14 protein-coding genes, 1 pseudogene and 1 riboswitch are annotated in these 19508 nt (G+C 73.8%); of the genes and pseudogenes, 3 read left to right on the plus strand and 12 right to left on the minus strand.

Annotated elements, in window-relative coordinates; all coding sequences use genetic code 11:
• Positions 1 to 382: 382 nt before the first annotated feature.
• The 6 genes and pseudogenes from AB0K51_RS08290 to AB0K51_RS08315 form a co-directional block, all read right to left on the minus strand.
• A complete protein-coding gene (locus tag AB0K51_RS08290; protein ID WP_363451896.1) occupies positions 383 to 1321 on the minus strand; it encodes a Ppx/GppA phosphatase family protein in 939 nt (312 codons plus the stop codon).
• Positions 1322 to 1479: 158 nt separating this feature from the next.
• Positions 1480 to 1974: pseudogene (locus AB0K51_RS08295) on the minus strand (DUF501 domain-containing protein); the annotation flags it as partial.
• A 14-nt stretch (positions 1975 to 1988) separates the two neighbouring features.
• Positions 1989 to 2432, minus strand: a complete 444-nt coding sequence (locus AB0K51_RS08300) for a septum formation initiator family protein (protein ID WP_363451898.1) — start codon at positions 2430 to 2432, stop codon at positions 1989 to 1991.
• Positions 2433 to 2528: 96 nt separating this feature from the next.
• Complete coding sequence (eno, locus tag AB0K51_RS08305) at positions 2529 to 3809, minus strand: phosphopyruvate hydratase (protein ID WP_363451900.1); 1281 nt, start codon at positions 3807 to 3809, stop codon at positions 2529 to 2531.
• A gap of 210 nt (positions 3810 to 4019) precedes the next feature.
• Positions 4020 to 4715: a transglycosylase family protein gene (locus AB0K51_RS08310; protein WP_363451902.1), complete on the minus strand. Its 696-nt coding sequence runs from the start codon at positions 4713 to 4715 to the stop codon at positions 4020 to 4022.
• 3 nt (positions 4716 to 4718) lie between these two features.
• Positions 4719 to 4921: riboswitch (cyclic di-AMP (ydaO/yuaA leader) on the minus strand.
• A gap of 231 nt (positions 4922 to 5152) precedes the next feature.
• Positions 5153 to 6412 (minus strand): cytochrome P450, encoded by a 1260-nt coding sequence (locus AB0K51_RS08315; protein WP_363451904.1) that lies wholly within the window; start codon positions 6410 to 6412, stop codon positions 5153 to 5155.
• A gap of 155 nt (positions 6413 to 6567) precedes the next feature.
• Here AB0K51_RS08315 and AB0K51_RS08320 point away from each other — a divergent pair, with 155 nt between their 5' ends.
• A complete protein-coding gene (locus tag AB0K51_RS08320; RefSeq protein WP_363451906.1) occupies positions 6568 to 6996 on the plus strand; it encodes an SDR family NAD(P)-dependent oxidoreductase in 429 nt (142 codons plus the stop codon).
• A 17-nt stretch (positions 6997 to 7013) separates the two neighbouring features.
• Here the strand turns inward: AB0K51_RS08320 and AB0K51_RS08325 are convergent, their stop codons facing one another.
• The 5 genes from AB0K51_RS08325 to AB0K51_RS08345 form a co-directional block, all read right to left on the minus strand.
• Positions 7014 to 8006 carry a MazG family protein gene (locus tag AB0K51_RS08325; protein WP_363451907.1) on the minus strand — a complete coding sequence of 331 codons (993 nt, stop codon included), beginning with the start codon at positions 8004 to 8006 and terminating at the stop codon, positions 7014 to 7016.
• 54 nt (positions 8007 to 8060) lie between these two features.
• Entirely contained in the window at positions 8061 to 8693 is a 633-nt protein-coding gene (locus AB0K51_RS08330; protein WP_363451909.1) for a SurA N-terminal domain-containing protein, read from the minus strand.
• A 116-nt stretch (positions 8694 to 8809) separates the two neighbouring features.
• Positions 8810 to 10447: a serine/threonine-protein kinase gene (locus AB0K51_RS08335; protein WP_363451911.1), complete on the minus strand. Its 1638-nt coding sequence runs from the start codon at positions 10445 to 10447 to the stop codon at positions 8810 to 8812.
• The gene (locus tag AB0K51_RS08340) at positions 10444 to 10932 is read right to left on the minus strand and encodes a hypothetical protein (RefSeq protein ID WP_363451913.1); all 489 of its coding nucleotides are present in this window, start codon (positions 10930 to 10932) and stop codon (positions 10444 to 10446) included. Before AB0K51_RS08340 ends, AB0K51_RS08335 begins: the two co-directional genes overlap by 4 nt.
• Positions 10933 to 11030: 98 nt before the next feature.
• Entirely contained in the window at positions 11031 to 13124 is a 2094-nt protein-coding gene (locus AB0K51_RS08345) for an N-6 DNA methylase (RefSeq protein WP_363451915.1), read from the minus strand.
• Positions 13125 to 13304: 180 nt separating this feature from the next.
• Here AB0K51_RS08345 and AB0K51_RS08350 point away from each other — a divergent pair, with 180 nt between their 5' ends.
• Positions 13305 to 13910, plus strand: a complete 606-nt coding sequence (locus AB0K51_RS08350) for a DUF4352 domain-containing protein (RefSeq protein WP_363451917.1) — start codon at positions 13305 to 13307, stop codon at positions 13908 to 13910.
• A 70-nt stretch (positions 13911 to 13980) separates the two neighbouring features.
• On the opposite strand, the gene mfd is transcribed toward AB0K51_RS08350, so the two are convergent.
• Entirely contained in the window at positions 13981 to 17589 is a 3609-nt protein-coding gene (gene mfd, locus AB0K51_RS08355; RefSeq protein WP_363451919.1) for a transcription-repair coupling factor, read from the minus strand.
• A gap of 532 nt (positions 17590 to 18121) precedes the next feature.
• Between mfd and AB0K51_RS08360 the strand changes: the two genes are divergently transcribed.
• Positions 18122 to 19429, plus strand: a complete 1308-nt coding sequence (locus AB0K51_RS08360) for a nucleotide sugar dehydrogenase (RefSeq protein ID WP_363451921.1) — start codon at positions 18122 to 18124, stop codon at positions 19427 to 19429.
• Positions 19430 to 19508 lie beyond the last annotated feature (79 nt).

Raw genomic sequence — 19508 nt, forward strand, 5'->3', positions numbered from 1 at the left:
CCCCCACCTGACGCACCATTCGTGAGGCCCGTCACAAGGTCCTGGACACCGGGTGCTACACTACGCGCCCACATCCGCCCGGCCTCGGCGCGCGCTCACCGCCGCCGGCCCGCCGCGGTGAGCGGACCGGCGGATAGGGCCTCGCTGAGCAGCAACGATCCCCGTACCGCACGGGTTCCCGGGTGTGAATTCGATTTCCACCCCGTGAACGTCAGGTGACCTGCGATCCCACGGGCAACCCGCCGACGGAGCCTTCGGTCCCACATATCGGACGGACCGGACACCGGAGTGCGACGAAAGGCTGGATCCCCATGTGAAGAAATTCACGAAGGTTCTTCGCCGACACGCCGGGAGGGCCCGCCGGGCGGGCCGGGCGGGCCCGTCAGGCGATGCTCCAGGCGATTCCGTCGAGGATGTCGTGCTCGCTGACGAGCAGTTCGGGGGCCCCGGTGCGCTCCATGATCTCCAGCAGGACGAGCGCCCCCGCGGCGATCACGTCGACCCGGCCGGGGTGCATGACGGGGATCGCGGCGCGCTCGGCGTGCGAGGAGTGCAGCAGCCACTCGGCGGTCTCCCGGACCTGCTCCACGCCGAGCACCGCGTGGTGGATCAGCTCGGAGTCGTAGCCGGGCAGCTCCAGGGCGATCCCGGCGACCGTGGTGACGGTGCCGGCCAGGCCGACCAGGGTGGCGCCGGAGTCCAGCGGGACGTGCCGGGCCACGGTGTCCAGGGCGGCCCGGATGTCGGCCCGGGCGGCGGCGATCTGCGCCTCGGACGGCCGTCCCCCGCCGCCGAGGTGACGCTCCGTCATCCGCACGCAGCCGATGTCCATGGAGTAGCCGGCCCGGACGTCCCGCTCGCCGAGCACGAACTCGGTGGAGCCGCCGCCGAGGTCGAAGACCAGGTACGGCGGGCGGTGCGGGCCGCCGAGCAGTTCGCGGGTGGCGCCGGTGAAGGAGAGCCGGGCCTCCTCGTCGCCGCTGACCACGCTCGGGGTGATGCCGAGGATCTCCTTGACCCCGGCGGTGAACTCGGCCGCGTTCTCGGCGTCCCGGGAGGCGGAGGTGGCGACCATCCGGATCCGGTCCGGGGCGACGCCGTACCCGGCGATCACCTCCGCGTACTCGCGGCAGGCGGCGAAGGTCCGGGCCAGCGCCTCGGGGTGCAGTCGGCCGGTCTGGTCGACGCCCTGGCCGAGCCGGACGATCAGCATCCGCCGGTCCAGGTCGGTGATGTCCCCGGTGGCCGGGTCGAGGTCGGCGATCAGCAGGCGGATCGAGTTGGTGCCGCAGTCGATGGCGGCGACCCGGATGGCGGTCACGACTCGTCAGCTCCCTCGGGGTCGGCGGCGTCCTCGGCGGCGGCCTTGCGGGCGGCCCGCTCGGCGGTCAGCGCCTCCTTGGCGGCGATCACCGCCTCGTGGTCCTGGGCCTTGGCCTGGTTGCGGGCGACCCGCTCACCGGCGGCCTGCACCTCGGCCGGGGAGACGCACGGGCCCTTGGCCCACCAGTCCTCCAGCAGGCCGAGCGCCTCGTCGCCGAGCGGGTTGACCCCCTCGCCGGCCGCCAGCGAGTGGCCGGCCAGCACGTGCAGGCACTTCACCCGGTCCGGCATGCCGCCGGCGCTGGGGAAGCCCTCCAGCACCTCGATGGCGTCCCGGCGGGCGATGTAGTCCTCGTGGGCCCGCCGGTAGGCGGCGGCGAGCTCCGGGTCCTCGGCGAGCCGGGCGGTCTGCTCCTTCATCACGCCGTCCGCCTCCAGGGTGCCGATCAGCGAGGCGGCCCTGGGGCAGGTCAGGTAGTAGAGCGTGGGGAACGGCGTGCCGTCGGGCAGCCGGGGGGCGGTCTCCACCACGTCGGGGTTGCCGCAGGGGCAGCGGTGGGCGACGGCGCGCAGTCCGCGCGGCACCCGGCCGAGCTGGGCGGCGATCGCGGCGATGTCGTGCTCGGAGACGGGAGGGTTCTGGTTGCTCATCAGGGGTCTGTTCGTCAGGGGGACTTGGGGGCGGGGGCGGCGGCGTCGGCGGCGGTGTCCACGGAGTCCCAGAACACCGAGTACCAGGGCCGCAGCGCCTTCGGTCGGGCGGTGTCCGCGGCGTCCGCGGAGGAGGGCCGGGCACCGGGCGAGGGCTGCGGGTCGACCGAGACGAACGGGGTCTCGCCGGGCAGCGCGTAGTGCAGCCGCTCCCGGGCCTGCGCCTTGACGTACTCGGGGTCCTGCCAGCGAGCCCGGTCGCGGCGGAGCTCCTCGACCTGCTGGCGGGCGTGTTCGGCCTTGGCCCGCTGGGCGGCGATCTCCTCGCGCTGGGCGATGAACTGCCGGGTGGGATAGGCGAGTATCGCCACGAGCGAGCACAGCACCAGGACCAGGACGGTGGCCCGGCTGGTGAAGCGCGGTCGCGCCGCCAGTCCCGGGATCCTCCACTTGGCCATCTGCTCACCCCTCCTGCGCATGCCGGTGCCCCGGCCCCCACCCTACGCGGTGGGAGCCGGGGCATCCGGTCACAACAGGCTCGGCGGGGAGCCGGATCAGCCCTTGAAGCGCGGGAAGGAGGAACGACCCGCGTACTCCGCGGCGTCGTCGAGGATCTCCTCGATGCGCAGCAGCTGGTTGTACTTGGCGACGCGCTCGGAGCGGGCCGGGGCGCCGGTCTTGATCTGGCCGCAGTTGGTGGCGACGGCGAGGTCGGCGATGGTGACGTCCTCGGTCTCGCCGGAGCGGTGCGACATCATGCAGCGGTAGCCGTTGCGCTGGGCCAGCTCGACGGCGTCCAGGGTCTCGGTGAGCGAGCCGATCTGGTTGACCTTCACCAGCAGCGCGTTGGCGGTGCCGGTCTCGATGCCCTTACGCAGGCGCTCCGGGTTGGTGACGAACAGGTCGTCACCGACCAGCTGGACCTTGTCGCCGATCGCGTCGGTGATGGCCTTCCAGCCGTCCCAGTCCGACTCGTCCAGCGGGTCCTCGATGGAGACCAGCGGGTAGTCGGCGACCAGCTCGGCGTAGTACGCGATCAGGTCGGCCGAGGAGAGCGCCTTGCCCTCGAACTGGTAGGCGCCGTCCTTGAAGAACTCGGAGGCGGCGACGTCCAGGGCGAGCGCGACGTCCTTGCCCGGGGTGTAGCCGGCCTTCTTGATGGCCTCGGTGATGAGGTCGAGGGCCTCGCGGTTGGAGTCCAGGTTCGGGGCGAAGCCGCCCTCGTCGCCCAGGCCGGTGGAGAGCCCGCGCTCCTTCAGCACGCCCTTGAGGGTGTGGTAGACCTCGACGCCCCAGCGGACGGCCTCGGAGAAGGTCTCCGCGCCGATCGGGGCGATCATGAACTCCTGGATGTCGACGTTGGAGTCCGCGTGCGAGCCGCCGTTGAGGATGTTCATCATCGGGACCGGCAGCACGTGGGCGTTCGGGCCGCCCAGGTAGCGGAACAGCGGCAGGTCGCTGGCCTCGGAGGCGGCGTGCGCGACGGCGAGGGAGACGCCGAGGATCGCGTTGGCGCCGAGCGAGGACTTGTCCGGGGTGGCGTCCAGGTCGAGCATCGCCTGGTCGATCAGCCGCTGCTCGGTGGCGTCGTAGCCGACCAGCTCGGGGCCGATCTGCTCGATCACGGCGAGGACGGCCTTCTCGACGCCCTTGCCGAAGTAGCGGTTCTTGTCGCCGTCGCGGAGCTCCAGCGCCTCGAACGCGCCGGTGGAGGCGCCCGACGGGACAGCGGCACGACCGGTGCTGCCGTCGTCGAGACCGACCTCGACCTCGACCGTGGGGTTGCCGCGGGAGTCGAGGATCTCACGGGCTACGACGACATCAATGGACGGCACGAGGCATCTCCTAGCGGAAGCGGATGTGTGGTCGTTACGACCTGAGCCTAGCCCTACACCGCCCCGCGGCCACGTCCGGCCGGGCCTCGTCTCACGGTGTGGCACCGCTACTCACTGGTAGTTCACCTGATTGCCCGCAGGCCCGGGGCCCCGGACGGCGCGAACTGCCCTGCGCACGCCCGGGGCGGACGGACCGTCAGGCGCCGCGCGTCACAGCGCGAGCACCTGGCCGGGGAGGATGAGGTCCGGGTTGTCGCCGATCACCCGGCGGTTGGCCTGGTAGAGCTGCTCCCAGCCGCCGGGGAGGCTGCGGGCCGCGGCGATGCCGGAGAGGGTGTCGCCCTCGATCACGGTGTAGCCGCCGGCGGCGGGCGCGGGGGTCTCCGCGGCCGGCGGCTGGGCGGCGGGCTCGGACTGGGCCGGCTTGGCGGCGGGCTTCGAGGGCTTGGGGGACGGCTTGACGGCCGGCGCGGCCGGGCGCTCCTGCGAGCGGGAGACGGTGTCGTCCGAGGTGTCGGCCACCTCGCCGCCGCGGCTGAGGCCGGCCCGCACCGAGCAGACCGGCCAGGCGCCGGGGCCCTGGGAGGCCAGGACCCGCTCGGCGACCGCGATCTGCTGGGCGCGGCTGGCCTGGTCGGCGCGGCCCGCGTACTGGCCGCCGCCGTAGGCGCGCCAGGTGGAGGAGCTGAACTGCAGGCCGCCGTAGTAACCGTTTCCGGTGTTGATGCTCCAGTTGCCGCCGCTCTCGCACTGGGCCACGCGGTCCCAGACGGAGCTCGGGGCGGCTGCCGCTCCGGCGGCGGCGAGCAGGGGCAGGGCCAGGCCGACCGAGACCACGCCGGCGGCGGCGATGACCTTCTCGGCCTTGGTACTGCGTCGGTGACGGCCGGTACCGGTAACTGCCATGGGATGTCCTCTCCGCACGCCTGCGAGGTGAGCTGTCGGGTTCGGACCGGGAGGCTGGCCCGGCCACCCGGTGGTCACGGACGCGTGTGCGTCCACCTCCGGGCGGCTTCACCCCTAGCCGCTGGGACGGCGGCGGTCATACGTGGTTCCCCCGCTCCTGTCCGGGTCGATGACTCGGTGGCCCGAGGACGCGGCGGACAGGACTCGGCGTACCGCGTTCGGGGCCCGCTGCTGCGAGCAGATCGGAGAGTAGGCAGAGCTGACGGGCAATCACAAGCTCATATCACCGGCATCACGCCGAAATCACGAACCTCTACGGCTCGTACACAGAGCATCCATATATGTCCGGTTTCGTCCGTGTGGGGAGTGCGGCGCGCGCCCCCGTCCGACGCGCCGTCAGCCACTGCGAACGGGGGTTCGGACGGTTCGAAACGGCGTCAGCGGGGTGTGAAGGAGACCGGGAGGTCGCGCAGACCGCGCATGATCAGGCCGCCGCGCCAACGCAGTTCGGACGGGTCCGCGGCCAGCCGCAGGTCCGGCAGCCTGGTCAGTAGGCTGCCGATCGCGCGCTGGCCCTCAAGTCGGGCCAGCGGGGCGCCGATGCAGTAGTGGATACCGTGTCCGAAACCGAGGTGCGGATTGTCCGCCCGGGCCAAGTCGAGGGTGTTCTCGTCCGAGAACCGGGCCGGGTCGCGGTCGGCCGCGGCCAGCACCACCAACACCGGGTCGCCGACCGGGATCTCCACCCCGCCGATCCGCAGCGGAGCGGTGGCGAACCGCCAGGTGGCCAGCTCGACCGGGCCGTCGTATCGCAGCAGCTCCTCGATCCCGGTCTCCAGCAGGCCGGTCTCTCCGCGGTCCAACGAAGCTTGCAGGCGCTGGAGTTGGTCGGGATTGCGGAGCAGTGCGTACACGCCGTTGCCGACTAGATTGATGGTGGTCTCGAATCCCGCAAAAAGCAAGATGAAGGCCATCGCCGCGGCCTCGTTCTCGGTGAGGTGCTCACCGTGGTCACTGGCCCGGATCAGACCGGAGATCAGGTCGTCGCCGAGGTCGGCCCGCTTGCGGTGGATCAACTCGGCCAGGTAGCTCTGGATCCGCTTCACCGCGCGGCCCACTCCCCCGCGCCGGGCGCCGGTCTGGCCCGGCTTCGTGTGTCGCAGCATCATGCCGGCCCAGTCGCACAGGTCGTCCTGGTCCTCCTCGGGCACGCCGAGGAGCTCGCAGATCGCGTAGATCGGCAGCGGGAAGGCGAGTTCGTGGATCAGGTCGGCCTCGCCGCGGGCGGCGAAGGAGTCGATCAGCCGGTCGGTGAGCTGCTGCACGCGCGGTTCGAACTCGGCCACCCGGCGCGGGGTGAACGCCTTGGACACCAGCCGGCGCAGCCGGGTGTGGTCCGGCGGGTCGATGTTCAGCAGATGGGTCATCAGGTCGGCCTGCCGCTCGCCCGGGATGCCCACCCGGCCGGTGCGGTGCGCCTGCCCGCTGTGGTGCGCCGGGTTCTTCGACAGCCGGGCGTCCGCCAGCGCCTGCCGGGCGTCCGCGTACCGGGTGACCAGCCACGCCTCCACCCCGCTCGGCAGCGTGGTGCGGTGCACCGGCGCGTGCTGGCGCAGCCAGGCGTACGCCGGGTACGGGTCGGCCGCGAACTCCCAGGTGAAGAGTTCCGGCTGCGTGGGGTGGGGCGTGTGGGACATGTCTTGACCGTATCCAAAGGCTCCGCCGCGTGAGTCTGGTCACCTGGCGGGTAATCCCTGTTGCAGAGGGGATGGGCGTGCCTACCATCCTCCGACAGTCATAGCGCGGGCGGTCGTGCGGGCCGCCCGAGTCCGCCCTGAAGGGGGAGCAGACGATGCGGGTAGCCGGGGCAGTGGTGGTCATCGCGGTGCTCGACGGAGGCTCGGGGGCCGACCTGGCCCGCCGGTTCGCCGCCGCCGGGGCCGCCGGTCTGCTCATCGCCGACCTGCACCCCGGGGTCGCCGAGGACCTCGCCGCCGAACTCGACCGCCCCGGCTGCCCCGTGGTCGGCGTGTCCGGCGACGTCCACCGCCCCAGCGACATCGCCGCCCTGGTCGACACCGCCGCCAAGCACCTCGGCCCGATCGACCTGTTCGCGGTGGCCGGCCCGGACGGCGAGCGGATCGTCCAGCTCGCCGAACTGCCCGGCCACCTCGACCTGCTGGCCGAGGTGCTGGCCCTGGTCGGCGAGGCGATCGGCGAGGTCGTCCCCGCGCAGCGGCAGCCCGCCGACGCCGACCACCCGGCCCGCCTGGCGAGCTGACCCGCCGTCAGCCCGGCTCAGCCCTCCAGCCCCTCCGCGGCGCGCACCTCCCGGCGGTAGCCGCGGGCCGCCGCGCGCAGTGCCGCGTCCACGTCCACGCCGCGGTCGTAGGCCTGCTGGGCCACCGCCAGCAGCAGCTCCCCCGCCGACTCCTCGGTGAGCTCGGCGGGCAGCCGGTACGGCCGGTCGGGCACCGCGGTGAAGTTCGCCCGCCGCACCCGGGAGACCAGCTTCGCCGCGTAGGCGAGCGCCGGCAGTCCGCCCGGCACCCCGTCGAGCACCGACTCGCGCTGCTTCTCCGCGGCCTTCAGCTGCTCCCAGTTGGCCTCCACCTGCTCCGCGCCCTCGGCCTGGACGTCGCCGAACACGTGCGGGTGGCGGTACATCAGCTTCTCGACGATGTCCCCGGCCACGTCGTCGATCGAGAACGGGTCGGCCGGGTCCTCCTCGGCGATCCGCGAGTGGAAGAACACCTGCAGCAGCACGTCGCCGAGCTCCTCGCGCAGGGTCTCCCGGTCACCCTCCTCGATCGCCTCGACCAGCTCGAACGCCTCCTCCACCAGGTACTTCACCAGGCTGGCGTGGGTCTGCTCGGCGTCCCAGGGGCAGCCGCCGGGCGAGCGCAGCCGGTCCATCACCGCGGCCAGGTCGAGCAGCCGGGCGCCGGGCAGGTCGTACGAGCCGGGGAGCACCTCGATCTCCGGGTGCGCGCCGGCCTCCTCGACGGCGATCCGGGCCAGCGCGTCGGTCAGCCCGGGGTCGCCGTCCGGGCTCTCCAGCCAGACCGCGGGGGCCGCGGCGAGCAGCTGCCGGGCCAGCGCGGGGGCGCTCGGGCGCTCGATCAGCTCGGGCGTGATCCCGGCCTGCCGCAGCGCGGGCAGCTGCGGGTGGTCCGCGGCGCCGAGCAGCACCCTGGGGTTCGAGTGCAGGGCCTGCCAGGCGGGCCAGGAGAGCAGGCCGGGCGCGATCCGGTGGGTGGTGGTCAGCAGGATGAGCTTGGGAGTGTCCACGGCTCGAACCTACTGCGAAAGCCGCGCGGGGTGCGAAGCGGTCGACCCCCGCCGCTACAGCGGCTGGGCGTTCTTCGGCAGCCAGTCCTCGGTGGTCTCGGTGAGCGCGATCTGCGCCGGGTCCCAGGCCCCGTAGCGGGGGTTGACCTCGATGTGCAGGGCGGTGCCCGCGGTGGCCAGCGCCTTGCGGATCGCGGCGTCGCCGGAGCTGGACTCCGGGTCCTGGCCGCCGGCCAGCTTCACGATGCCGAGCTGCTGGCGGTAGTAGCCGTCGATCCCGGCGGCGGGCACGCCCTGACGGGAGAGCAGCAGCTGGGCCAGCCGGTCCTCGCCGCCCACGGTGCGCGTGTCGGCCGCCCGGGCGGCGTCGATCTCGCTCTGGCTGATCGCGAGTTGACGGTCCACCAGGGCGCGGGCGATCACCTTGTCGAGGATCAGGTCGGAGACCGCGTGCCGGGCCAGCCCGGCGGGCTCGTTGCTCTTCGCGCCGGTCTGCGGGCCCATGCCGGCGCGGACCGCCGCGACCCGGGACTCCACCTGCGCGACGGTGATCCGCTCCCCGCCGACCACCGCGGCGGCGCCCTGGTGCGGCGTCGCCGTCCCGCACGCGGTCAGCGCGGCGGCGGCGAGCGCGACGCCGACGGCCGTCCGCAGGCGGCGGGTACGGGCGGAGCTGGTGCGGATCACGGGGGCCTCCCGGCGGGTGGGGGTGCGTTCCGGTGGTGCGCTGGCGTGCGGGGCTGGGACGAACAATAGGGAGCCCCGCCGTCCGGTGCCAGACCCCCCGCGCGAACGGGCCCGGATCAGGTCGCGTACGGGTTGGTGGTGGTGCGCTGCGCGCCGAGCTGTTCGAGGTGGCCGCGCAGGCGTCGGACGTCGGGGTGGTGCGGGCCGTGGCGGCGCTCGGTCTCCAGGAGGAGCTCCAGCAGGGTCTGCCAGCCGGTCTCGGGGTGGCCGGTGGCGGCCTGCAACAGGCCGATGCGCTCGCGCAGTTCGGTGCCGTGCGCGGCGTCCGGGGCGGTGGCGGCGAGCACCGCGCGGTACTCGGCGAGCGCGTCGACCGGCAGGCCGAGCTGCTCCAGGCAGCGGGCGGCGTGCCGCCGGTGGTCGAGCGCGGCGGGGTCGTACGGGCCGCGCTCGACGGTCGCGTGCGCGGCGAGCCGCTGGAACTCGGGCAGCGCCTCGCCCCAGCGGCCGGTCGCCAGCAGGGTGCGGGCCCGGATCGCCCGGACGGTGTGCACCAGCGGCGCGGCCTCGCCCTGCTCGGCGACCGCCCGGGGCAGCAGCCGGCCGGCCAGCTCCAGCACCTCGGTGTGCCGGCCGGCCGCGACCAGGTCGGACAGCCGGGCACAGGCCCGGGCCAGCGTCTCGCCCTCGGACCCGCTCTCCGGGCCGCCGTCGTACCCGCTCTCGTACCGGCCGGGGGCCGCGGCGGCGGGCGGTGCGGCGGGGGCGGGCACCGCGGCGGGTGCGGCGGCCGACAGCGGTGCGGCGGGCGCCGGGTGTGCGGGTTCGGGGTGGTGCGGGTAGCGGTACGGGTCGGTCGGGTCGGGGACGGCGGGCAGCCGGGTGCGCAGGGCGGCGGCGGGCGCCGGCAGCAGGGGCAGCAGCCGGGCGTGCACCAGGCGGGCGTCGGCGGGCCGGTCCTCGGGGCGCTTGGCGAGCAGGTGCAGCACCAGCGCCTCCAGCCCGGCGGGCACCTCGGCGCGCAGTTCGCGCAGCGGTACCGGCGGGTCGTCGACCTGGCGGCGCAGCACGCCGAGCGCGGTGGGCGCGGGGAACGGCGCCTGGCCGGCCAGCATCTCGTGCAGCATGCAGCCGAGCGCGTACAGGTCGCTGCGCGGGTCGGTGGCGGCGGCGAGGGCCTGTTCGGGGGCCATGTAGGCGGGGCTGCCGATCGGGCTGCCGGTGAGGGTGAGGCGGGTGGCGCCGGGGTCGAGGGCGGCGGCGATGCCGAGGTCCAGCAGCACCACCCGCCCGTCCGGACGGATCATCACATTGCTTGGCTTGAGGTCGCGGTGGACCACCTGCGCCGCGTGCACGGCGGCCAGCGCGGCGCACAGCTGCCCGGCCACCGCGACGGCCTGCGCCACCGGCAGCGGGCCCTCCTCGGCGATCAGGTCGGCCAGACTCAGGCCGGGCACCCGCTGCATCACCAGGTACAGCTCCTCGCCGTCCGCCCCGGCGTCGTACACGCTGACCAGCCCGGGGTGCTCCAGCCCGGCGCTGATCCGGCACTCGCGCAGGAAGCGCTGCCGCAGCAGCTCGGCCTGGCTGTCGCCGCGCGCCACCGGGTAGGGCATCGCGTCGGTGCGCAGCAGCTTGACCGCCACCCGGCGGTCCAGCCGCAGGTCATGGCCGGCCCAGACCTGGCCCATCCCGCCGTGGCCGATCTTCTCGGCGAGCGCGTACCGCCCGTCGACCGTCCGCCGCTCGCTCACGGCCGCCCGTCCCCGGCCTGACGCCGCAGCAGCTCGCCGAGTTCGCGCAGCTCCGCCGCCCCGGTCGGCTGGACGGGCTGCCCGGGGTAGGGCTGCGCGGGGTACGCCTGGGGCGGGGTCGGGTACGGCGGGACGGGATAGGGCTGCACCGGGAAGGGGTACGCGGTCTTCGCGGCGGGCCAGTGCCGCCGACGGTTCATCAGCAGGAAGTGCACCGGCGCGCCCAGCCAGAGCGGGATCAGCGCGACCCCGACCACCACCAGGTTCAGCGCCTCGCCCCGCGGGGTCAGCCCGGACGCCACGTACACCGCCAGCTGCAGCACCCCGAAGACCACCGCGCCGACCACGTCCACCCGGCGGCGGCGTCCGACGGCGAGCACCAGCGAGGGCACCAGACCGAGCAGTCCCAGGCTCAGCACCGGCAGCGCGGCACACAGCGCCGAGACCCAGGGCCGGTACGGACCGGACGCGACGGGGCCGGGCATGGACGCTCCTCGACGACGGCGGGGCAGTGCATCGCACACGGTACCGTCACACGCCGCCGCGCCGAGAGTCCCCGGGCGCGTCCGGACCTGAGTCGCCGTCAGGCCGGTTCGGTGCCCCCGGACGCCAGGCCGTCGGTGAGCGCCCGGGTCAGCGTCCGCGCCTCGGCGGCGGCCCGGGCCAGCGCCCCCTCGAACTCGGCGATCCGCCGGAACGCCGCGCCCAGCAAACGCTGTTGCTCCACCGGGACGCGCGGCAGCTCCACCCGGCGGATGTCCAGCCGGGTGGTGGTCGAGGCGTAGCTGCTGGCCCGCCGCCCTGCGCCGGTGGCCCGCAACTGGCCCGCCAGGAAGTCCGGGTCGAGCACCGCCGGGTCCGGCCGCAGCAGGTGCAGCCGGGGCCCGAGCGCCGCCCCCAGATACGGGCTGCCGGGGTGCACCGCGCAGGCCGTCTCACCCCCGAGGGCGGGAACCAGCACGTCGCCTTGACGGACCGTCACCCCGGGGGCGTCGGCGGTCGCGCTCGGCGGGGCGGCCGTCAGCAGGTCCTGGTCGGTGAGCAGCGGGACGCCGCCACCCGGCCGGACCGGGGTGCCCTGCCCGGAGGAGTGCACCTCCAGGGCGCCGGAGCGAGCGAGTTCGCCGATGCTCACCTGCGGGGCCGCGGGCGCGGCGGCCGCGCGGACGGCGGGCAGCGCGGCGTCCAGGTCGGCGAGGTCCGCGAGCCGCCCGGCCAGGCGCAGCCGGAGCGCGGCGACGGTGTCCGGCGCGGCCTCGGCCGGGGCGGCGGGCAGGTGCCGGGCCGGGGTCAGGTCGGTCTCGTCGTCCAGCAGGTCCAGCGCGGGGACGGCCCGGGACAGGCCCGGACGGTCCGCGGGCAGCGGGGCGCCGGTGCGGGCCGCCGAGTCGAACTCCCGCCAGGACGCCAGCACCGTGCGGTGCAGCGCGTCGCGGTCGGTACGTTCGCGGCCGCCCTCGGCCGAGGCGTCCAGCAGCAGCACGTGCCGGAAGCCGTCCCCCGGCACCGGCCCGCGCAGCACCCACACGTGCAGCGGCACCCCGAACGGCGGCGCCGCCCCCGCGGGCAGCGCCACCACCGCGCGCAGCGCGCCCGAGCGCACCAGCTCCGCCCGGACCCGCCGCCCGGCCCGCCGCGACGCCACGGTCGGCGGCAGCAGCACCACCGCGACCCCGCCCGGCCGGGTGTGCGCCAGGCAGTGCAGCACCCAGGCCAGCTCCGACTCCCCGCGCGGCGGCACCACCCCGCCCGGCCAGCGCGCGTCGTACTGCAGCTGCTCGTGCCCCCAGTCCCGCTCGTTGTACGGCGGCCGGCACACCACGGCGTCCGCCGCCAGCCCCGGGTAGGCGTCCGCCCGCAAGGCGTCGCCCGCCGCCACCTCCACCGCGAGCGGCCCCGCACCCGCAGGCATCGCCAACGCCAGCCGCAGCAACGCCACCCCGGCATACCCCCCGTCCGCCTCCTGCCCCACCCACGCCCCCCCACCGACCGCCGCAAGCAGCAACCCCCCGGCCCCACAAGCCGGATCGAACACGACCGGGGAGGAAGTCGACGAGACAACACCTGACGACACGTCGGCCAGTGCGGCCAGCAGTGTCGCGGTGGCGGTGGGGATGGGCTGGGGGAGGCGGGGGTTGGCTTCGGTGTGGCGGGTGAGGAGGTGTTCGTAGGCGGTGGCGGGGGTGGTGTCGGTGGTGAGGCGGAGGAGGAGGCGGGCCAGGTCGAGGTGGGTGGCGCCGGCCAGCAGGGGGAGGGCGAGGGCGGTGGGGGCGTCGGGGCCGAGGGCGGCGGTGACGGCGCGTCGGAGGGCCTTGGGGAGCGTCGTCGCGAGGCGGGTGTCGGGCTGGCCCGCGAGCTCGGCGCGGATCGCGGGCTCGCGGTGCAGCAGGAGCAGCAGCGCTCCGGCGGTGACGAGCGGGGCGACGGCGGGTCCGGCCGGGTCGCGGAGCGTCTCCAGTTGCTGCCAGATCCGTTCCAGGAGCGGGAGTTCGGCGAGTTTGCCCTGCTCGCGCAGCCACTGTTCGACCTGGTCGAGCCGGAAGGTCGGGCTGGTCTCGGTGCCGCCGGCCGGCTTCGGGAAGTCGGCGTGCCGGCGGCGCCAGTTGGAGACGGCGGCGCGTCCGACCCCGGCGAGCCGGGCGATCTCGGCGGCGGTCACCTCGGGACGGTCCGGCATCGGCTGACTCCTTCACGGCGGCGTGTGACCACACAGCATAGCGAGCACGTCACTGCCACGGGTTCACACGTGAACAGAGCTCTTTTTCGAATCTACGTTGACACTGTTCACAGCATCATGGTCTAGTGGAGCCATCGCCGGAACGACCGGCCCACCGCAATCCCTGGGGGAGAGACCGCCATGACCGCTCGCACCACCACCCGCCGCTCCGCCGCCGTCCTGCTCGGCGCCTGCCTGCTCGCCGTCGGCGCCACCGCCTGCGGCCCCGACAACACCGTCTCCACCAGCCCGAAGAGCACCGCGGCCGCGGCCCCGGCCGGCGGCGCCGCCTCCTCCGCCCCGGCGGCCGGCGACGCGGGGAAGGGCACCGTCGCCAAGCTCGGCGACACCATCGGGCTCAAGGGGAACGACAAGGCCAACACCGCGGACGTCACGCTGGTGAAGGTGGTCGACAACGCGGAGGGCAACGACGAGTTCACGAAGCCCGCCGACGGCAAGCGCTTCGTCTCGGTGCAGTTCCGGATCAAGGCGACCGGCAAGGCCGCCTACAGCGACGCCCCGCAGAACAGCGCCAAGCTGATCGACGTGCAAGGGCAGGCGTTCGGCGCGACCGTGGCCGAGACCAAGGCCGGCCCGGAGTTCCAGGTCCCGGCGAACATCGCCCCCGGGGAGAGCGCGCTCGGCTTCATCACCTTCGAGGTGCCGGCCGACGCCAAGCTGGACAAGGCGCAGTTCGCCCTGGACAGCGACTTCGCCCCGCAGACCGGCCAGTGGAAGCTCGGCTGACCGGGTCGTGGGGGGGGGAAACGGTCAGGGGCGCCGGAGGGAATCCCCCCGACGCCCCTGACCGCACCGGCTACCGCTTCAGGTCGTCGAACATGGTGCTCAGGAACTCCGTGCACCAGGACAGCAACTCCCGGCCCACCAGCGGCTTCCCGCCGATCCGGCCGCCGGAGCTGGGGCGCGGCACCAGCAGCTGCTGGGCGGCGGACTTGAGCTGGGTGCGCGGGTAGAGCCGGTTCAGCCGCAGCTGCTGGGACTCCCGCAGCTCGACCGGGCCGAACCGGACGAAGTTGCCCTGCAGCGTGATGTCGCCGACGCCGCAGCGCCGCGCGAACAGCCGCAGCCCGGCCACCAGCAGCAGGTTCTCCACCGGCTCGGGCAGCTTGCCGTAACGGTCCGTCAGCTCCTCGCGGACCTGGACGATGTCCTGCTCGGAGTTGACCGCCGCGATCGAGCGGTACGCCTGCAGGCGCAGCCGCTCGCCGGGGGCGTAGTCGTGCGGGACGTGCGCGTCGACCGGCAGCTCGATCTTGACCTCCAGCGGCTCCTCCTCCGGCTCGCCGCCGCCGGCCTCCAGCGTCTCGCGGAACTCGGCGACCGCCTCGCCGACCATCCGCATGTAGAGGTCGAAGCCGACGCCCGCGATGTGGCCGGACTGCTCGCCGCCGAGCAGGTTGCCGGCGCCGCGGATCTCCAGGTCCTTCATCGCGACGTACATGCCGGCGCCCATCTCGGTGTGCTGGGCGATGGTGGCCAGCCGCTCGTGGGCGGTCTCGGTGAGCGGCTTCTCCGGCGGGTACAGCATGTAGGCGTAGCCGCGTTCGCGACCGCGGCCGACCCGGCCGCGCAGCTGGTGCAGCTGGGAGAGGCCGAAGGTGTCGCCGCGCTCGACGATCAGGGTGTTGGCGTTGGAGATGTCGATGCCGGACTCCACGATCGTGGTGGAGACCAGGACGTCGAACTCCTTCTCCCAGAAGTCGACGACGACCTTCTCCAGGTGGGTCTCCCCCATCTGCCCGTGCGCGGTGGCGACCCGCGCCTCGGGGACCAGGTCCTTCAGCCGCGCCGCCGCCTTGTCGATCGACTCGACCCGGTTGTGGATGTAGAACACCTGGCCCTCGCGCAGGAGTTCACGCCGGATCGCGGCCGCGATCTGCTTCTCGTCGTACGGGCCGACGAAGGTGAGGACCGGGTGCCGCTCCTCCGGCGGGGTGGTGATGGTGGACATCTCGCGGATGCCGGTGACCGCCATCTCCAGGGTGCGCGGGATCGGCGTGGCGGACATCGTCAGCACGTCGACGTTGGCCCGCAGCTTCTTCAGCTGCTCCTTGTGCTCGACGCCGAAGCGCTGCTCCTCGTCGACGATGACCAGGCCGAGGTCCTTGAACCGGGTCTCCGAGGAGAACAGCCGGTGGGTGCCGATCACCACGTCCACCGAGCCCTCGAACAGGCCCTCCAGCACGGCCTTCGCCTCGGTGTCGGTCTGGAACCGGGACAGCGCCTTCACGGTGACCGGGAAGTTGGCGTACCGCTCGGCGAAGGTCGAGAAGTGCTGCTGCACCAGCAGCGTGGTCGGCACCAGCACGGCGACCTGCTTGCCGTCCTGCACCGCCTTGAAGGCGGCGCGCACCGCGATCTCGGTCTTGCCGTAGCCGACGTCGCCGCAGATCAGCCGGTCCATCGGGACGGACTTCTCCATGTCCGACTTGACCTCGGCGATGGTGGTCAGCTGGTCCGGCGTCTCCGCGTACGGGAAGGCGTCCTCCAACTCCCGCTGCCAGGGGGTGTCCTGGCCGAAGGCGTGGCCGGGGGCGGCCATCCGCGCCGAGTACAGCTTGATCAGGTCGGCGGCGATCTCCCGGACCGCCTTCTTGGCGCGCTGCTTGGTCTTCGCCCAGTCCGCGCCGCCGAGCCGGTGCAGCGTCGGGGCCTCGCCGCCGACGTACTTGGTGACCTGGTCGAGCTGGTCGGTCGGCACGAACAGCCGGTCGCCGGGGTGGCCGCGCTTGGCGGGGGCGTACTCCAGCACCAGGTACTCGCGGGTGGCGCCCTGGACGGTGCGCTGCACCATCTCCACGTACCGGCCGACGCCGTGCTGCTCGTGCACCACGTAGTCGCCGGCCGCCAGCGCCAGCGGGTCGATCGCGTTGCGGCGGCGGGACGGCATCCGCCGCATGTCCTTGGTGGAGGACTTCTGGCCGGACAGGTCGGTCTCGGTGATGACGGTCAGCTTCAGCTGCTCGTCGACGAAGCCGTGCTCGATCGAGCCGCAGGAGACGTAGACCACGTCCCGGGTCGGGGCCTCGGCGAGGTCGGCGACCAGCCGGGCCGCGATGCCCTCGTTCCCGAGCACCTCGGCGAGCCGGGACGCCGGGCCGTGACCCTCCGTCACCATGACGACCCGCCAGTCCCCGGCCAGGCGCTCCTTGGCGTCGGCGATCGCCCGCGCGGTGTCGCCGCGGTACGCCTCCACCGCGTGCATGCCCAGCGTCAGGGTGTCCGCGTCGAACTCGAGGATTGCGCTCACACTCGAGTCGCTGGTGGCGAACGGGCTCACCGACCACCAGGGCAGGCCGATCTCGGCGGCGTGCTCCCGGACGTCGGCCAGCGACCACAGCGAGGCGGCGGAGACGTCGATCGTCTCCAGGTCGATCGGACGGTCGGCGCCCGCCGCGGCGGCCACCCAGGAGGCGGCCAGGAACTCCTGGCTGGTGGCGACCAGGTCGGCGGCCCGGGTGCGGACCCGCTCCGGGTCGCAGACCACCGCGATCGAACCGCTCGGCAGCACGTCCAGCAGCAGCTCCATGTCGTCGACCAGCACCGGGGCCAGCGACTCCATGCCCTCGACCGCGATGCCCTGCGCGATCTTGTCCAGGATCTCGCCCAACTCCGGGTGCCGCGCGGCCAGTTCGCCGGCCCGGGCGCGCACCTCGTCGGTCAGCAGCAGCTCGCGGCAGGGCGGCGCCCACAGGCCGTGCTCGGCGATCTCCAGCGACCGCTGGTCGGCGATCTTGAAGTAGCGGATCTCCTCGACGTCGTCGCCCCAGAACTCCACCCGCAGCGGGTGCTCCTCGGTCGGCGGGAACACGTCCAGGATGCCGCCGCGCACCGCGAACTCGCCGCGCTTCTCGACCAGTTCGACCCGCGCGTAGGCGGCCGCCGCGAGCTTGCGGGCCACCTCGCCCAGGTCGTGCTGCTCACCGCGCTGCAACGCCACCGGCTCCAGCTCGGCCAGCCCCTTCACCTGCGGCTGCAGGACGCTGCGCACCGGCGCGACGACCACCTGCACCGACCCGGCCGCGGGGTCGTCCGCCCGAGGATGAACGATCCTCCGCAGCACCGCCAGGCGGCGGCCGACGGTGTCGGAGCGCGGCGAGAGCCGCTCGTGCGGCAGGGTCTCCCAGGCCGGGAACTCCGCCACCGCGTCCGGCGGCAGCAGCGAACGCAGCGAGGCCGCGAGGTCCTCGGCCTCCCGGCCGGTGGCGGTCACCGCCAGCACCGGGCGGCCGCGCTCCCCGGCCCGCGCGGCCAGCGAACGGGCCAGCGCGGCGATCGCGAACGGGCGCGCGGCGGGCGGGCCGACCAGGTCGAGGTGCTGCCTGTGGCCCGTGGCCGCCGCCTCGATCGCCTCGGCGAGGGCGGCGTCGCGTACGACGACATCGAGCAGTCCGGACAGGCTCATACGTCAAGTTCTCCACGGCGGGGAGTGGGCCCGGCGCGAGGAGGCCGGCCGGGCAACGCGAACGGCCCGGAACGCGGTGCGCCCGGGGGGTATCCAGCCTACGCCGCACCGGCGGTCGGCACGCGGCGCGGCAGGTCCGAGCCCTCTCTCCGTTATTCGGGCGGGCTCGTCCAGAGATCATGCGGGCGACACACTCCTGTCACTGTCCGTCCATGGTCGCCGCGCAAGATGGTCTCAGCGCACGCCGCATCCAACCGTGGGGGATGGCTGTGGAAGCGCGATCGCACCTCGATGGGGGTCGGGAGTGCGAAGGCCGGGCGACCCTGGGTGGGGGCGCCCGTGCCACTCACGCCGGGACCGCGGCGTCCGCCTGGGGCGGGCGCCGCGGGTCTCGGCGTCACGCTTTTCCGGGGCGTGTGCGAGACCGTCCGCCCCACTTCGCCGGAAGCGCCCCGCACGGACACCGCCGCTCCGTACCCTCATGTGAAGAAGGTGTGGGGACACCGGCGTCGATCCAGGGGGTTTCTTCGTCATGCGCGTCGTCATCGCAGGTCAGGGCTATGTCGGACTGCCGCTGGCCGTCCGCGCCGCCGAGGTCGGCCACACCGTGGTCGGCTACGACGTGGACGTGCGCCGGATCAAGCGGCTCGCCGTCGGCGAGTCCTACGTCGAGGACATCCCCGGCGACCGGCTGCGCCCGCTGCTCGACTCCGGCCGCTACCTGCCGACCGCCGAGCCCGCCGACGTGGCGGACTTCGACATCGCGGTGATCACCGTCCCGACCCCGCTGCGGGACGGGGTGCCCGACCTCTCCTACATCGAGTCCTCCGCCATGCTGCTGGCCCGGCACCTGAAGCCCGGTGCCACCGTGGTCCTGGAGTCCACCACCTACCCGGGCACCACCGAGGAGCTGCTCGCCCCGCTGCTCGAGGAGGGCTCCGGCCTGCGCGCGGGCGCCGACTTCCACCTCGGCTACAGCCCCGAGCGGATCGACCCCGGCAACCCGCAGTGGAAGCTGGAGAACACCCCCAAGGTGGTCTCCGGCACCACGCCCGAGGGCCTGGCCGCGGTCGACGGCTTCTACGGGCAGCTGGTCGAACGCACCGTCCCGGTCTCCTCCTGCAAGGAGGCCGAACTCACCAAGCTGCTGGAGAACACCTTCCGGCACGTCAACATCGCCCTGGTCAACGAGCTGGCGATGTTCGCCCACGACCTCGGCATCGACGTCTGGGAGGCGATCGACGCGGCCTCCACCAAGCCGTTCGGCTTCCTGCGCTTCACCCCCGGCCCCGGCGTCGGCGGGCACTGCCTGCCGATCGACCCGTCCTACCTGTCCTGGCGGGTGGAACGCGCCCTCGGCCAGTCCTTCCGCTTCGTCGAACTCGCCAACGACGTCAACAGCCACATGCCCGACTACGTGGTGCGGCGGCTCGCGCAGGCGCTCAACCAGCGCCGGCGCTCCGTCAACGGCTCGCGGGTGCTGCTGCTCGGCCTCGCCTACAAGAAGAACACCGGCGACGCCCGGGAGACGCCCGCCGCGAGGGTCGCCGAACTCCTCGCCAAGATGGGCGCCGAGGTCCGCGCCGCCGACCCGCACGTGGTCTCCGGCGTCCACGTCGCCGAACCGCACGTCCCCGGCCAGCGCACCCCCGACCACGACGGCGGCCCGCTCGCCACCGTCCACCGTGTCGAGGCCACCCCCGAGGAACTGGCCGCCGCCGACGCGGTGGTGCTGCTCGCGGACCACGACGAGTTCGACTACGACGCGATCACCGCCCACGCGCAGTACGTCCTCGACTGCCGCCGCCGACTGACGGGCGCCGCGGTCGAAGTGCTCTGACGATCGGGGCTCGGGGAAACGCGAGGCGGTGTCTGCGAGGTCTCGACTCGGCTCGAGGTCTCCGAGACCGCCGGCCGAG

This window comes from Kitasatospora sp. NPDC049285 (assembly GCF_040678815.1).
Classification (GTDB): domain Bacteria; phylum Actinomycetota; class Actinomycetes; order Streptomycetales; family Streptomycetaceae; genus Kitasatospora.

Coding starts and splice junctions, on each gene's coding strand:
- AB0K51_RS08300 (WP_363451898.1), bottom strand. CDS start 2,432: ATGGCCAAGTGGAGGATCCCGGGACTGGCGGCGCGACCGCGCTTCACC.
- AB0K51_RS08310 (WP_363451902.1), bottom strand. CDS start 4,715: ATGGCAGTTACCGGTACCGGCCGTCACCGACGCAGTACCAAGGCCGAG.
- AB0K51_RS08315 (WP_363451904.1), bottom strand. CDS start 6,412: ATGTCCCACACGCCCCACCCCACGCAGCCGGAACTCTTCACCTGGGAG.
- AB0K51_RS08320 (WP_363451906.1), top strand. CDS start 6,568: ATGCGGGTAGCCGGGGCAGTGGTGGTCATCGCGGTGCTCGACGGAGGC.
- AB0K51_RS08340 (WP_363451913.1), bottom strand. CDS start 10,932: ATGCCCGGCCCCGTCGCGTCCGGTCCGTACCGGCCCTGGGTCTCGGCG.
- AB0K51_RS08345 (WP_363451915.1), bottom strand. CDS start 13,124: ATGCCGGACCGTCCCGAGGTGACCGCCGCCGAGATCGCCCGGCTCGCC.
- AB0K51_RS08350 (WP_363451917.1), top strand. CDS start 13,305: ATGACCGCTCGCACCACCACCCGCCGCTCCGCCGCCGTCCTGCTCGGC.
- mfd (WP_363451919.1), bottom strand. CDS start 17,589: ATGAGCCTGTCCGGACTGCTCGATGTCGTCGTACGCGACGCCGCCCTC.
- AB0K51_RS08360 (WP_363451921.1), top strand. CDS start 18,122: ATGCGCGTCGTCATCGCAGGTCAGGGCTATGTCGGACTGCCGCTGGCC.